The following is a 14,949-nucleotide window of genomic DNA, read 5'->3' on the forward strand; positions in this document are numbered from 1 at the left end:
CATGCTCCCTTTCTGAACCGTGTTCTACTATGCCGTGAGCGAGGCCATGCCATGTCCCAGGCGCCCTGCTGGAAAAATCTGGATTGGAAAAAAGAACTGACCAACAACGTGCGCAGCGTGGATCAGCTCAAAGCCTACGTCGCCTTTGATCCGGATGAGGAAGCGGCCCTGCGCCAGGTGGCCGCGCTGCATCCCATAAACATTCCGCGCTACTACCTAAGCCTGATCAATTTTGATGACCCCCGCGACCCCATCCGCCGGATGTGCTTTCCCAGCGCTGACGAGCTGGTGGTGGCCGGGGCCATGGGCGCCACCACCACAGACCCCTACGGCGACGACAAGCACGACAAAGGCAACGGCGTGCTGCACAAATACGACTGCACCGCCCTGCTGATCACCACAGAGCGTTGCGCCATGCACTGCCGCCACTGCTTCCGGCGGCGCATGGTGGGGCATTCCCCCCGCGAAACCCTGCGCCAGTTTGCCGGAGCCCTCGACTATATAGCCGCGCACAAAGAGATCAACAATGTCATTCTCTCCGGCGGCGACCCGCTGACCCTGGACACCCCCGTTCTGGAAACCATGCTGGAGGGTCTGGCAAGCCTGGACCATGTGGCCTTTGCACGCATCGGCACACGCGTGCCCGTCACCTATCCCCTGCGGCTTTTTGACCAAAGCCTGACGGACGCCCTGCGCCGCTTTGCCGCGCGCAAGGGGCTGTATATCGCTACCCACTACAACCACCCGCGCGAAATCACCCCCACCTCAGCGGCGGCCATTGAGCGCATCCGGCTGTGCGGGGCCGTCGTCAACAATCAGGCCGTGCTGCTGCGCGGCGTCAACGACAGCGCGGACACGCTGGCGGAGCTCATGAACGGCCTGCTCGCCATCGGCGTCAACCCTTATTATGTCTACCAGTGCATGCCCGTGGCGCGCGTGCGGCACCATTTTCAACTGCCGCTCAAAGAAGGCGTCGCCCTGGTGGACCAGGCCAGGGCCATGCTCAGCGGCTACGGCAAACGCTTTAAATACATCATCGGTCACGACATCGGCAAACTGGAAATCTGCGGCAGAGACGGGGATACGCTCATTCTCAAGCAGCTCCACGCCCGCAGCGGCCACGCGGAGCAAGCCTCGCGCATGCTGCTGCTGCCCCTGGACGACGCCCTGGGGTGGGTGGATTTTGACTGACGGACGCCCAGCCCCATGACGGACATCACGCTGTTCTGCTTTCCTCACGCCGGGGGCGGCGCGCACTGCTATGCGCCTTTGGGCCCTTGCCTGCCCGCCGCCGTGGACCTGCGCCCCCTGGAGCCGCCAGGGCGTGGCCGCCGCGCGCGCGAACCCCTGTGCAGCGATCTGGAGGCTATGGCCAGCGACCTTTTTACCCGCATGGCGCCCGTGGCTCGCCAGGGGCCCTATGCCCTGTTCGGGCACAGCATGGGCGGGCTGCTGGCCTATCTTTGCGCCGGGCGGGCCGTTGCGGCTGGGCTGCCCCCGCCCCTGGGGCTGTTTCTTTCTGCCGCGGCCGCGCCGGGCCGAGGGGACGTCAGCCTGCCCCGCCCCGTGGCCGCCCTGCCCTCCGCGCTTCTTTGGGAATGGCTGCTGGCCATGGGCGGCACGCCGCCGGAGGTGACCGCCTCTGCGGCCTTTCGCCAGTATCTGGAGCCGGTGCTCCGCGCCGATTTTGCGGCCCTGGAAAACTGGCGGCAGACGCCCGGCATGCGCCTTGAAGCGCCCATCACCGTGTTCCTCGGCACGGAGGACAGGATCACGCGGGAAGACGCCCTGGCCTGGGCGCCCCTGACCAGCGGCCCTTGCCGGGTTTACAGCTTTCCGGGCGGACATTTTTATCTGCGGGAGCACTGGACGGCCCTGGCCGGACATATGGCCCGCGCCCTGGGGGTGGAATAAGCCGTGCGGGCGTGGGATTTTTTGACGGCCCCCCTGCCGGCCCCGCCCGTGCGCGGCGTGTTGTGCCTGGGGCTTTATCTGGACGACCCGGCAGACTGGATTGCAGCCTGCGCCCCCCTGGCGGCGGAGGAAGAAAACCGCGCCGCCGACCGCTTTGTGCAGCCCTGGGACGCGGCGCGCCACCTGGCGGGCAGGGTGCTGACGCGGCGCATGCTGGGCGCGGCCCTTGGCCGACGGCTGACAGCGCCCCTGCCGCGCACGGCGCAGGGCAAGCCCTTCTGCCCGGACGTCGGGCTGGAATTTTCCCTTAGTCATGCGGGGCACATGGTTTGGGCGGCCTTTTGCCGCCAGGCCCCCGTAGGCGTCGACGTGGAAGAAATACGCCCCCTGCCGGATCTTGACGACCTTGCGGCGCAACTGCATCCGGAAGAAAACGCGCAATTGCGCGCCCTGCCCCCGGCCCTCCGCCAGGCCGCCTTTTACCGGTGCTGGACGCGCAAAGAGGCCGTGCTCAAAGCCCTGGGCACGGGGCTTTTTCTGCCCTTGGCGGACTTTCAGACGGATGTGGGAGAAGCGGAAGCGGACTGGCTGCTTTTCTTGCCGCGAGCTGCAGCGGCCTTTAATCCCGCGCCGGACGCCGGGCCGCCCCGCTGGACCTGCCGCGACCTGCCCGCACCCCCCGGCTACGCCTGCGCCGTGGCGGCCATGACGCCGAAAGCGGCCGTGCATGTCCACCATTGTTGAGCGACGGCGGCCCGCCCCAAAATTCCTGTGGACGCCGCCGCTTTGCTTTTGTTATTGTGGTGCAAGATGCATCCGGCGCGGCATCCGCGTCCCGATCTTTCGGGCTGCGGACGCGGCAGGAGCAAACCAGCCGGAGAGGGCGCGGCTTGCCGAACAGGCCAGGGGGCGTCGGGGAAGGCAGGGGGCAAAGCGCCCCGCACGCCCCAACCGCCGTGCGGAGGGACCGCAAAGACACTATGAGCAGCCGGCGCAAAATTTTTGGCATGCTGGGGGCCGCACGCCTGCTGTGCACCGCTCTGCTCTGCTGCGCCGCGCTGCTGGGCGGCGCGCTTTGCGGCCGGGACAGCGCCTGGGCCGAATATGCGGCGGCCGTTGCGCCGTCAGCCGGGCCGGCCGGGCTCAAGACCATTGCCTATTTCGAAGCCGGACCCTACTGGGAATTTGCGCTGCTGGAAAAAGAAATCCGCTCCGCCCTGCAGGCTCGCGGCCTGCTGGGGCATTTTGATTTTCCCGCCGTCCTGCGCTTCAGCCCCGGCTGGGACGCCCCGCAAGGGGCTTACCGCGAGGCGGCCCGCAAGATTATGCAGAATCCCCAGGTGGACGCCGTCATCAGCATGGGCACCGAGGCCACCAAGGCCCTGCTGGCGGAAAACAACGGCGCAACGCCCATTATGGCTGTGGACGTGGCGGACCCTGCGGGTGCGGGCATTGTGGACCCTGAAACCGGCAAGGGCGCAAAAAATCTTGCCATCCGCTATATCAAAGATAAATGGTTCAAGGTTTTCGCCCTGTTCCACGAAGCTCTGCCCTTTCACAAACTGGGCATTATGTACCACGACAGCCCAGAGGGCCTTTCCTATTCCAACGTGCGCGAAGCCCGCGAGGTAGCGCGCGAGCGGGGCTTCAGCCTGGTGGAATATCCCTTGCTGGACAAGGCGGAAAGCCCGGAAGCCTGCGCGCGCGGCGTCCGCAGGCTGCTGCAGGAAAACGTGGACGCCTTCTACATTTCTGCCCTCAACTGTTTTGACTGGACCCAGGCCGACCCGCAACCCCTGTTTGATCTGCTGGCGGCCAGGGGGGTGAAAACCTTTGCACGGGACGGCAGCGTGCATGTGCGGCGCGGCGCGCTCATGGGGCTTTCCACCCTGGATTACGCGCCCCTGGGGAGATTTTATGCGGACCAGCTGGCCGCGCAACTGGGCCTGCTGCCGCCTGACGCCCCGCTGGAAGCGGCGGCCTACACGCCGAAAATTGCGCTGAACCTGGTTACGGCCAACCGGCTGGGCCTGGATTTGCCTTTGCTGCTGCTTATCTCCGCCGACGAACTTTTTGACGCCACTCTGGCGGGCGTCGACGCCGCGCCAGCCCTGCCATACCCATGAACCAACCAAACGAGGTTGCCCATGACGACAGAACAGGAATCCAAGATTGACGGCACGGAAGAACAGTCCGCCCCTTCGGCGGAAAACGCCGCCGGCGCGCCGCCCACGCAGGAAGCCGTGGACGCTCTCATCCGCAAACGGGTATACGGCGCCATAGGCATCGGTTTTGTGCCCGTGCCGCTGGTGGATTTTCTGGGGCTTACCGCCCTGCAGCTGGAGATGGTCCACGCCCTGACCAAGGCCTATGGCCTGGAATTCAAAAAGGAACGCGCCAAGTCCATCATTTCTTCCCTGCTGAGCGGCGTGCTGACCACGGCCTGCGTGCCCCTGGCGGCTTCACTGTTCAAGAGCATCCCCGTGGTGGGCTATACCGCAGGCGCGGCTTCCATCAGCATTCTGGGCGGGGCCACCACCTACGCTCTGGGCCGGGTTTTCGACCGCCACTTCCGCAAGGGCGGCAACCTGGTGGACTTTAACGCTGAAGAAGCCAAAACCTACTTTAAGGACAAGGTGGAAGAAGGCAAAAGCATGGTGGGCGCCATGAAGAAAAAGTTTAAAAAAGCTCCGGAGGGCGCGGCTGGCCCGGTGGCGGAAGCCACCGTGGAGACCACGGCCCAAAAGCCCGGGGACGCGGCCAACGCTTAACGCAAAGCCCCCGCGCAATGCCGCCTTTGCCCAGCGCGAACCGCGGCCCGCGGCGCGCTTTCCCCTTGCGGACGCGCCGCAGGGGGCGAGGTGCCGCGCCCTGCGACACTGTTATCTGAACAAGGCCCCCCATGCTGCATGTGAACGACTCGCTTTTTCTGAAACTGGTTCGGGACCAGGCCGGGGATGAAGGCGGCAGGCTGACGGCCGCCTGCCTCGCCTCCGGCGTCATGCAGGGGCTGGCCGTTTTTGCAGTGCTGCAAGGGCTGCAGGAGCTTTCCGACGACGGTTTGCGCCTGCACACGTTTTTGGGGTTTCTTGCGGCTTTGGGCGGCTTTTATTTTCTGTTCCGCTACATCACGGGGCGCTCCGCCCAGTTGGCGTTGCGCGGCGTCATGCGCTGGCGCATGCGCATCGCCTCCAAGCTGCGCGGCATATCCCTGCCCGGTTACGAGGCGCTGGACCAGAACCGCATCCAGGCCGCCCTGCTGGACGGACGCGAAATGGTGGTGGAAGCCGCCCGCATGCTTACGGCCGCCGCGGCCAACACCGTCATGCTGGTTCTGGCTTTTTTGAAAATGGGCACGGTTTCCCTGTCCGGCACTGTGGGCGTTTTTCTGATCCTGGGGCTGGGGCTGTGGATTTTTTTGCGCCTGATCCGCAGCGTGCAGGAACATATGGGCCCGGCGCTGCGGGCGGACCAGCGCTTCAGCGCCAGCCTGCGCGATCTGTACGCCGGTTTTTCCCAGCTCAAGATGCACAAGCCCAAGACCACGGAGCTGTTCGGCGAACAGATCATCCCCGATCTGGACAAAGCCTCACGGGCCCGGGACGCCACGGAGCGCCGCCACGCTTTGGGCATTTCGTTCTTTGCTATGTTCAACCTCCTCATTCTTGGGCTGGTTCTTTTTCTTATGCCCGGCATTCTGGGGCTTTCTTCCGACGATGCGGCCACCCTGCTGGTGCTCTGCATGTTCAGCCTGAGCCCGCTCATGAGCCTGGTGACCTTTGTGCCGCTGCTGACCAAGGTGGAGCTGAGCCTGCGCGAACTGGCCGAGGTGGAAGCCATGGTGGACGCCGCCGCCGAACCCTTTGAAGCCCAGGGCGTCAGCGCGCGCTGGCAGCAGCCGGACCCGGCGACGCCCCCTTTTCACAGCCTGTCCCTGCACCAGGTGCGCTTTGACTACCATGATAGGCACGGCGCGCGTCTTTTCGGCATTGTGGCGGAAGATTTCAGCCTGCGGCGGGGCGAAATGGTTTTTATCCGCGGCGGCAACGGCTCGGGCAAATCCACTTTCCTCAAGGTGCTGGCCGGGCTCTATGCGTCCCAGGACGGAAAAATACTCCTGAATGGAATCCCGCTTGCGGATGTGGATATGGCGGCCTACCGCAACCTGTTTACCGTGCTGCCGACGGAATATCATCTGTTTGCACGGCCGCTGGGCCTGGGAAACGACGTCACGCGCTTTACCGCGGCACTGCGCGCCGTGCGGCTGGAGAACAAGGTGCGCCTGCTTGCGGACGGCGCCTTTTCCACCCTGGATCTTTCCGCCGGGCAGCGCAAGCGTCTGGCCCTGGCCTGCGCCCTGGCGGAAGGACGCGAAGTGTTTCTATTTGACGAGGTGGCCGCGGATTTTGACCCTGGCTTCCGCAAGTATTTTTATGAAGAACTGCTGCCCGACCTGATCCGCCGTGGCGGCACGGTGCTGGCCATCTCGCACGACGACCGCTACTTCCATGTGGCGGACAGGGTACTGACCATGAGCGAAGGCCGTTTTGTTGCGGAGCCGGCGGCCCTGCCGGAGGGGACGGCATGAGGGCGCTGTTGAGCCTTGCGGCGATGGTCTGCTGCCTGGGCCTTGCCCTGACAGCGCCGGCCAGAGATATTGCAGAAGCGACCAACCTTCAGGTGGTGCGCAACCTGTATGAGGAGGTGCGCAAAACCCGGGCCTCGGAGATCAACGCCAGCGAAAACACCCAGGCCATTGTTGACCGGCTGCAGTGCTATGAACGTAACCATGATTACGGACAGCGCATTCAGATCTGTAACAATGCCTATATAAAACGCATTATCTATCTGGCGCGCATGAGCATCCATTCCCGGCCAGACCTGGGGAAATTCGTGCAGCATGTGGGCATGTGCCCCATCCAATACAATCTCTGCATGGGCCAGACCCAAAACGACAAAGAACGCTGCATTCTGTTTGAGCGGCAGTGCATTGACCATACGCTGGACGTTTTCTGGCGCGGTTCGGCGCAATACACGCAACAAACCTACCGGTTGGACCAATGAAGAATCTTTGTGCCAGTATCCGAAACGCGGCGCGCCGCCATCGGATAAAAATTCTTTGCGTGGGTTTCGTACTGCTTCTTGTGTTCTTTTTTCTCTGGCCGCGCATGGTCATTTCCATCCGGCCGGGCGAACTGGGGGTGCTGTATTCCCGCTTCAGCGGCGGCACGCAGATGAACAGAACATATGGAGAAGGTCTGCACTTTATTCTTCCCTGGAACATCCTGTATGTTTACGACGTGCGCGTGCAGGAGGAAACGCAAAACATAGAAGTGCTTACCCTGGACGGCCTGACCATTAATGTGCAGGCTTCCCTGCGCTTTCAGCTTATCCGCGCCCGGCTGCCCACGCTGCATCAGGACATCGGTCCCCGCTACCGCGAAAAAGTGGTCATCCCCATCATGAACTCGTCCGTGCGCCAGACCATCGGCAGCTATCGGCCCGATGACCTCTACGCCACCGCCCGCCAGCAGCTGCAGGACCAGATGCTGGTAGACGCCGTGGAGGAAATGGGGCGCATTCCCATTCTCATCCAGGGTTTTGTGGTCAAAAGCATTACCCTGCCAGAGGTGCTGCGTCAGGCCATTGAGCGCAAGCTGGTGGCGGAACAGGACTACCTGCGCTATAAATATCTGCTGCTGGAGGCCGCGCAGGAAGCCAAACGCAAAGCCATTGAAGGCGAAGGCATCCGCGCCTATCAGGAGCTGATCAACCGGAATATGACCCCGGAATTCCTGCGCTATGAGGGCATCCGGGCCACCAGAGACTTGGCGCTCTCCACCAACGCCAAGATAGTGGTAATCGGCGGCAAGGACGGCCTGCCCGTCATTCTCAACACAGAGACGCCCGGCGGGGCCGGCGCTGCCGCCGCAACGCCGCAAGAAGCCCCCCAGGCGGCCCCCTCCGCGCAGGAAAAAACGGCAGGCGCGCCTTCTCCATTGGCGCTCCCCGCGGAGCGCAAGGGCGTCCAGCCGGGCGCTGCGGGGGCGGGATCTCCACGCTCGGACTTGTCCCGGCCTGTTTCTGACAGGCCCCAGGCCGCCGCGCCGACCGGCCCGCGTTCACTGCCGCCCCTGCCCCAAGCCGCGCCAACGGGCCTTCCGCCGCAGTCCGGCGGTCTGAGCTGGATAGCCCCCGGCGAAAGCCTCACGGACTTTATCCACCGGCTGGACAACACCCTGCTGCGGCCCCGCGCTACGGACGCCGTGCGACAGTAAGGAGGCCCCCGTGTATCTGATCGTGCTTATCGTCTTGGTGCTGAGTCTGCTGCTGGGCCTGCTGGGCAGCAATTCCCGGCTGGGCTTCTGGGGCATATTTTTTGCCAGCCTGCTGCTCACGCCCTTGGTGGGTCTGCTGCTGGTCATTGCGGCTTCCGGTCCTAGAGCAGGTAAACTTTGAGAATCTGCGTTCTCAAAGTTTACAGCACGCTCGTTTCGGCGCTTAACAGCGCAAATAAATTGCGCTTACGCCTCCACAGCGGGCGTCTCTCACGCAGCCGCCAGGGCATTTCAAAGTTAAAATGCCCTAAAAATTCCACCAGAGTCTGAAGGCCGCGTTCCGCGCAGACCGGGAGGAACCACGCGGAAGGGAACATACGCGGTAGGGTCAGAATTTTTCGCGTCTTCCCAGAGCCAGGCGGGCGGCCTGGGTTGTCCTGGCGCATCAATAACGCTAACCGCATGCTTTCATACGGCAAATGCGACGTGCACGCCGCATCAGGGCCGCAGCAGCCGCGCCGCCGCGTTTGCCGCCAGCGCGCCGCTGGCCCAGGCCCAGTGCAGGTTGTAGCCGCCGAGCAGCCCGGTGACGTCCAGCACCTCGCCCGCCATAAAAAGCCCTGGCAGATGACGGCTTTGCAGGGTCTGCGGGGCAAGGCCCTCCAGCGCCACGCCCCCGACGCAGACTTCGGCCTGCTTCAGGCCCGCCAGGCCCGTGGGCCGCACCGTATGGGCGTGCACCGCAACAACAAGGGCCTGCCGCGCAGCGCGAGAAAGCTCGGCGATTTTACGGCGTGCCGCATCTGGCGGCAGCAGCGCATCCGCCAACCGCTGGGGCAGACAACGGCGCAGCAGGCCGCGCGGGGTCTGTCCGCCGACGCCGGGCTGATCAAAAAGATCCGCAAGCCGCGCCTGGGGCAAAAAATCCAGCAGAATTTCCTGCCCCGCCTCCCAGAACAGCGAGGCCTTGAGCGCTGCCGGGCCGCTCAGGCCCGTGTGGGTGCAGAGCAGGTCGTCTTCAAAGCTGCGCGCTTGCTGGCCGGGGCTTCCGGGCAGGCGCAGGCGCACGGGCAGGCTCAGGCCAGCCAGCGCGGGCAAGGGAGAATCCGGCCCCAGCAAAAACGGCGTCAGGGCCGGACGGGGCGGCACAACGCGGTGCCCCAGCGCCGCCGCCAGGCCATAGCCCAGGCCGCAGCCCCCCACCTTGGGCGCGGCCGGGCTGCCCGCCGTCAACGCCAGCGCCCGGGCCCGCCAGACGCCCCCGGGCGTGGTTGCGAAAAATCCCCCCGGCCCTGCCGCAATGTCGCTCACCGGCGTGCGGCAAAGCAGACGGCAGCCCCGCGCCCGGCAGTCTTCCGCCAGCGCGGCGACCAGCCGTTGGGCGGGTACCTTCAGGAACAGCCGCCCGTGATGGCGTTCCTCAAAAGGCAGCCCCCAGCCGCGCACCAGCCGCAAAAGACGCTCCGGCGTAAAGGCCCGCAGGGCCGGGACGCAAAAAGCGCCCTCCTCCGCGCCGTTGCCGCAGCGGTAGTCCGCAGGGCTGACGCGCCGGTTGCCGAAATTGGCCTTGCCGCCGCCGCAGACGGCCAGCTTTCGCCCAGGCGCGGCGTTCCGCTCCAGCAGCGTCACCCGCAGACCGCGCCCGGCGGCCTCGCGCGCGCACATGAGCCCGGCGGCCCCGCCGCCCACTACCAGCAAATCGGTTTCGCGCTCCGGCTCCCGCTCCTGGTTTGACAGGCCGTGCGGCCCGGGGCTATGGGGGGAAAAAACAGTCATGCGGCCACGGTATACGAGGCCGCCCGCGCTGCCAAGTCCCTCTTGCCGAGGTTGCTTCATGCCCATTGTCCCTTCCGCTTATCAGGCGCCCGCGCCTGTGCGCAACGGCCACGTCAACACCATCTGGCCCGTGCTGTTCCGTCCGCATCCTCCCCTGGCGGCGGGGGTTCGCCGCGTGCGACTGGACACTCCGGACGGCGATTTTCTGGATCTTGACCTTCACCCCTCCCAGGGCCCGGACGGCCGCGAGCGCCCCTTTGGCCAAGGGCGCGGCCTGGCCATCCTTTCGCACGGGCTGGAGGGCAACAGCCGCCGCAAATATGTGCTCGGCATGGCCAATATGCTGCGGGCCGAAGGCTTTGACTGCCTGGCCTGGAACATGCGCTCCTGCTCCGGCGCGTCCAACAGCACCAGCCGCCTGTACCATATGGGGGAAATTGAAGACCTCGGCGCGGTCGTCCGCTATGCCGAAAGTTTTGACCGTCCGCTTCTGCTGGCGGGCTTCAGCATGGGCGGCAACCAGATCTGCCGCTACCTGGGGCGCGGCCCGGTTTCGCCCCTTTTGCGTCTGGCCGTGGCCGTATCCGTGCCCTGCGATCTGCCCGCCGCAGCCCCGGTCATGGACAGCCCGGCCTGCCGCCTGTACATGTGGTATTTTTTGCGTACCCTGCGCCGCAAGGTGCGGGAAAAAGCGGCCCGCTTCCCCGGCTACCCCTCTGTGAAGGGGCTGGAGCGCATCCGCACCTTTGCGGCCTTTGACCAGCGCTTCACCGCGCCCACTTTCGGCTTTGCCTCGGCGCAGGACTACTGGGAGAAAAACGCCGTGCTGCCCGACCTGCCGCAGATCCGCGTGCCCACCTTTCTGCTGCTGGCGGCGGACGACCCTTTCTGCGCGCCCTCGTGCTACCCGTGGGAAACCGCTCGGCAGAACTCCAGCCTCTACCTGGAGGTAGCCCCCCACGGCGGGCATGTGGGCTTTGTGCAAAAAGGCCCCCTCTACTACAGCGAGGCGCGGGCGCGGGATTTTGTACGCCGCCTGTGGACGGAACGCCCCTGAAGGCTACCCGTCAGCCCGCAGGGCGGCGATGAGCTTTTCCAGCTCCTGCGCCTGGCGGGCCAGGTCGTTCACAGCCGCGGCGCACTGGGCCATGGCCTGATCCGTTTCTGTGGCGATGCCGCTGATGGCGCTGATGGCCCGGTTGATTTCCTCAGAGGAGGCGGACTGCTGCTCCGCCGCCGCTGCAATGGAATGGACCTGATCCCCGGCCATGCCCACCAGGTGCAGAATTTCCTCCATGGCTTCGCCGGAATGCCGGGCCATGCCCGTGGCCTCGGTCACGCGGGCCACGGAGCTTTCCATCTGGGCCACGGCATCAGCAGTGCCGCTTTGGATGCCGCCGATGGCCTCGCGCACTTCGGTAGTGGCATGGGCCGTTTTTTCCGCCAGTTTGCGCACCTCGTCGGCCACCACAGCAAAGCCGCGTCCGGCTTCTCCAGCCCGGGCGGCTTCAATGGCCGCGTTAAGGGCCAGCAGGTTGGTCTGGTCGGCAATGTCCGAAATTACGCCCATAATGGTCCCGATACTCTGAGCCTGCTGCCCCAGATTCTGCATGATGTCCGTCAGCCGCCCGGATTCGTCGCGGATGCCCTGCACCGCCCCGGTCACGGAGGCCACCAGGTCGGCCCCGTCCTGGGCCTTCTGCTTTACCGCGTCGGCGCTTTCGGAGGTGGCCCCGGCATTGCGCGCCACCTCCAGAATGGTGGCGTTCATCTCCTCCACAGCGGCGGCCGTATCCTGGACGCGGTGGCTCTGCTCGCGCGCGCCCGAACTGGATTTGCCAATCTGGGCCGAAAGCTGCTGCGAGGCTTGGGCCATGCGCTCCACCACCTGCCGCGCCTCTGCGGCTGCGCGGGCAATGGCGACATTCTGCGCCTCAATGCGGTTCTTCTGGGAATAGATTTCCGTCAGGTCGGTCCAGAAGGATATGGCCCCTAGCAGCGTGCCGTCCAGATCATAGAAGGGCGTGGTGTTGACAGCCACGCGCAGTTGGTGCCCAGAAGGAGTGGTGTAGTCAAATTCTCCGGACAGGGCCTTGCGTCCCTCAATGGCTTTGTCCGAGATGGTCTTTGCCGTTGCGTCGTTGCGGAAAAACGCGCCGGAGCGCTGCCCCAGATACGACTCCGGAGGGCCGTCCTTTTCCAGCAGGCCGCACATGGGGGCGTTGACCCAGATCATGGTGAAATCCGGCCCCACGATGCCGCAAGGGGTGGGGATGCCGTCCAGCACCCCCTGAGAGAAGCCCAGGCGTTTTTTCAGCTCTTCCACCATGGCGCGCAGGTTGTCGGCAAAGACGGCCATTTCCGCCCGAAAGCGCCCTTCCAGCTGCGCTTTAAAGTCGCCCGCGGCAATGCGGTCGGCAAATTCCGTCAGCGCGCGCAAAGGGGCAAACACCAGCCGCCGGTTCACCGCGCCCAGCACCAGCGTCATAAGCACAATGGCCCCCAGGCCCACCAGCAGCAGCACCTTGCGCTGGGCCGCGGCCGGGGCCGCAAGCTCCGCTTCGTAGGCGCTCATGCACACCAGCCATTTCGTGGCGGGCACTGTGGCCACAAACAGAAATTTATCCTCGCCCTGCCAGGGATAGTAGATAATGCCCTTGCCCTTGCGCAGCGCCTGGCGCACGAAGTCCTCGCCGGAAAGATCCTTGAGCAGCAGGGATTTTTCCGTACTGTGGGCAATAATGCGGCCGGAAGCGTCCAGCATAAAGCCGTAACCCCGCTTGCCGAGCTTGATGGGATCTACCGTATCAGCGGTAAAGGCGTTCCAGCGGGGGCACACGGCCACGGCCCCCAGCAGAGCGCCGTCAGCGTCGCGCACGGCTTTGGCGGTCACATAAACGAGCGTGTCGCCGGAGGTGGCCTTCATGACGCCGCGGCTGAAGGCCACGGGCTTGCCGCTGAAAATGGCCTTGCTGTAGTCGCGGTCAAAGCGATCGCCCCCGGCCAGGGATTTGCCTTCGGCGTTTTGTCCGGCCACGATTTTGCCTTTGGCGTCAAAGACAAAAAACGACCAGTATTGCGGAAAGGCCTTCACATAGGAGGCCATAAGCCCCTGCGCCGCCGTTGCGGAACCGCCGCGCAGAGCCGCGCGCACTACCTCCTGTTCCGCCAGGGAGGACGCCACGTCCACCGATTGCTGGATAGCGTTTTCCGCCGCGCGGGCAACGATAGTGGCGGTCTGCTCCAGCGCCTCGCTCTGGAGATCGGAAACCATATGGTAAGAGGCCTTGGACACATACGCCACCAGCACGCCGATAACAAGGATAAGGGCAAGGGTGCTGGCCAGGGCGCTGATGGTTGTGATGCGGAGCTGTCGCATAAGGGTCTCGCTGTCGTCGGAGGGTGCGCCCGGAACGGGCAGAGGCAGGAGGCGAAGAGGCTGTCGAGGGGTGCGGCTTGGGGGCCGCGGCGTCAGCGTGCGCCTTCTGTAAGGACACATCGTTATGGCGGCCAATAACTTTAGGGGCCTTGCTGGAAAAATTTCCCCGCCGTATAGCACGATATAAAAAGAAAAGGCTATAATTTGTCAATAGGACATTTCAATTTTGAAATGTCGTAGCGGCTGCGCAAGAGACGCTCGCCGTGAGGCGTAAGCGCAAGTTATTTGCGCTGTTAAGCGCCGAAACACGCGTGCCGTAACCATTGCGCATGCCTGTTCTCGGAGGGAATCTGCTCTGGTCAGACAGAAAAATCCGTCGACGGCAAGACGGCGCTGCCCCCTGCCGCACGTTGCGGCGCGGCCTGCGCCTGGAAGGCCCGCCCCGGCGATAAGGCCGCCTACTCCTGCACGCGCGGTTCCCCGGCAAGGGGGAGCGAGCCGTTGCGGATAAAGTGGTCCACCAGCCCGAAAACGGTTTCATTGCCGCAGAAGCGGCCTGTGGCGATGGCGGCCCGGAAGGCGGGAAGCCGGGCCTCAAAACGGCGCAGCAGGTCTGGCGTAAGGCTGAGCATGTCCGCCTGCATGCCATAGCCCAGGCGCTCAATGTAGAGGGCGTTAAAGCGTTGCTCAACCATGGCCTTAAGGGGCAGGGTCAGGATCGGTTTGCCCAGGTGCAGGGCCTCGCCCATAAGGGTATGGCCGCCGCCCTGGATAACGTAGGCGCAGCCTTCCAGCAGACGCAGGAAGCCCTCCTCGCTTTTGCGCATAAACACCACATTGCCTTCCCGGCCTTCGGTACGGTCGTAGCCATAGACGTAGCAGGTTCTGTCCGTGGCGGTGCGCAGAAAATCCACCAACGCGCGGTGGGTGGAGTTGCTCTGGTACACCAGCACATGCCCCGCATCGTGGGGCCGCAGAGCCAGCACGCTCTCCCGCAGGATGGGCGGCGCAATGCGGGCTTTGTACTGCGGCAGCACCGACGGGGCGTAAAAGGAAATGATCAGATTCTCCGCCGTGGGCCGGAAGAGATACCGGGGCGTAAGCCCCTGGATGCAGGCATCCCACCACATGTCCCTTGGCAGATCGTGGCGGCAACAGGTAATGACGTGCTGGTGGTCCAGGGTCAGACAGGGCAGGCCGGCGCGTTCCGCAGCGCGAGGCACAAAGTATTCCAGGTCCGTCATGCAGACGTCCGGGCGGAATTCGTCAATAATGTTTGTGACCTGAGCAATATACCGCTGCCGGTGCCAGAGCAGGGGCAGCGCCCGGCGCACCGTGGCCGTCAGATCCACGCGGTAATTTTTAAAGACCGTGCCCAGGTTGGGGATGCGGCGCACCTGAAACTCCGGCTCAAGCACCTTGGGCGCATCGTCGTTGGCCACAAACAGAAATTCGTGCCGCTGCAGGCGGCGAGCAATGGTAAGACCGCGCATGGCGTGGCCGTGGCCGGTGCCGTGGATGCCGTAAAGTACGCGCATAGTGCTCCTTCGTCGCCCCGCGGCGACGCGGGAGAGCCTACCAACGGGCACGGCCCGGCGTCAA

At 64.5% G+C, this 14,949-nt stretch carries 13 protein-coding genes; 10 read left to right on the plus strand and 3 right to left on the minus strand.

Annotated elements, in window-relative coordinates; genetic code table 11:
* The first annotated feature begins 51 nt into the window (after window positions 1-51).
* The 9 genes from BLS55_RS02450 (at window position 52) to BLS55_RS12055 (ending at window position 8,373) form a co-directional block, all read left to right on the plus strand.
* Window positions 52-1,191, plus strand: a complete 1,140-nt coding sequence (locus tag BLS55_RS02450; RefSeq protein ID WP_092152784.1) for a KamA family radical SAM protein — start codon at window positions 52-54, stop codon at window positions 1,189-1,191.
* Window positions 1,192-1,206: 15 nt separating this feature from the next.
* The gene (locus tag BLS55_RS02455; protein WP_092152785.1) at window positions 1,207-1,914 is read left to right on the plus strand and encodes a thioesterase II family protein; all 708 of its coding nucleotides are present in this window, start codon (window positions 1,207-1,209) and stop codon (window positions 1,912-1,914) included.
* A gap of 3 nt (window positions 1,915-1,917) precedes the next feature.
* Window positions 1,918-2,658 (plus strand): 4'-phosphopantetheinyl transferase family protein, encoded by a 741-nt coding sequence (locus BLS55_RS02460; RefSeq protein ID WP_092152786.1) that lies wholly within the window; start codon window positions 1,918-1,920, stop codon window positions 2,656-2,658.
* Window positions 2,659-2,894: 236 nt separating this feature from the next.
* The gene (locus BLS55_RS02465) at window positions 2,895-4,040 is read left to right on the plus strand and encodes an ABC transporter substrate binding protein (RefSeq protein WP_092152787.1); all 1,146 of its coding nucleotides are present in this window, start codon (window positions 2,895-2,897) and stop codon (window positions 4,038-4,040) included.
* A 21-nt stretch (window positions 4,041-4,061) separates the two neighbouring features.
* A complete protein-coding gene (locus BLS55_RS02470) occupies window positions 4,062-4,685 on the plus strand; it encodes a YcjF family protein (RefSeq protein WP_092152788.1) in 624 nt (207 codons plus the stop codon).
* Window positions 4,686-4,816: 131 nt separating this feature from the next.
* Window positions 4,817-6,502, plus strand: a complete 1,686-nt coding sequence (locus BLS55_RS02475; RefSeq protein ID WP_092152789.1) for an ATP-binding cassette domain-containing protein — start codon at window positions 4,817-4,819, stop codon at window positions 6,500-6,502.
* Window positions 6,499-6,978, plus strand: a complete 480-nt coding sequence (locus BLS55_RS02480; RefSeq protein ID WP_092152790.1) for a hypothetical protein — start codon at window positions 6,499-6,501, stop codon at window positions 6,976-6,978. The genes BLS55_RS02475 and BLS55_RS02480 overlap by 4 nt, the downstream gene beginning before the upstream one ends.
* A gap of 59 nt (window positions 6,979-7,037) precedes the next feature.
* Entirely contained in the window at window positions 7,038-8,192 is a 1,155-nt protein-coding gene (locus tag BLS55_RS02485; protein ID WP_180365376.1) for a prohibitin family protein, read from the plus strand.
* Window positions 8,193-8,202: 10 nt separating this feature from the next.
* The gene (locus tag BLS55_RS12055) at window positions 8,203-8,373 is read left to right on the plus strand and encodes a hypothetical protein (RefSeq protein ID WP_180365372.1); all 171 of its coding nucleotides are present in this window, start codon (window positions 8,203-8,205) and stop codon (window positions 8,371-8,373) included.
* A 317-nt stretch (window positions 8,374-8,690) separates the two neighbouring features.
* Here the strand turns inward: BLS55_RS12055 and BLS55_RS02490 are convergent, their stop codons facing one another.
* The gene (locus tag BLS55_RS02490) at window positions 8,691-9,968 is read right to left on the minus strand and encodes a BaiN/RdsA family NAD(P)/FAD-dependent oxidoreductase (protein ID WP_092152792.1); all 1,278 of its coding nucleotides are present in this window, start codon (window positions 9,966-9,968) and stop codon (window positions 8,691-8,693) included.
* Window positions 9,969-10,026: 58 nt separating this feature from the next.
* On the opposite strand from BLS55_RS02490, the gene BLS55_RS02495 reads away from it, so the two are divergent.
* A complete protein-coding gene (locus BLS55_RS02495; RefSeq protein WP_092152793.1) occupies window positions 10,027-11,025 on the plus strand; it encodes a YheT family hydrolase in 999 nt (332 codons plus the stop codon).
* A gap of 3 nt (window positions 11,026-11,028) precedes the next feature.
* On the opposite strand, the gene BLS55_RS02500 is transcribed toward BLS55_RS02495, so the two are convergent.
* Window positions 11,029-13,347, minus strand: a complete 2,319-nt coding sequence (locus BLS55_RS02500) for a methyl-accepting chemotaxis protein (protein WP_092152794.1) — start codon at window positions 13,345-13,347, stop codon at window positions 11,029-11,031.
* A gap of 458 nt (window positions 13,348-13,805) precedes the next feature.
* A complete protein-coding gene (locus tag BLS55_RS02505) occupies window positions 13,806-14,885 on the minus strand; it encodes a glycosyltransferase family protein (RefSeq protein ID WP_092152795.1) in 1,080 nt (359 codons plus the stop codon).
* Window positions 14,886-14,949 lie beyond the last annotated feature (64 nt).

The organism is Desulfovibrio legallii (assembly GCF_900102485.1).
GTDB lineage: Bacteria > Desulfobacterota > Desulfovibrionia > Desulfovibrionales > Desulfovibrionaceae > Desulfovibrio > Desulfovibrio legallii_A.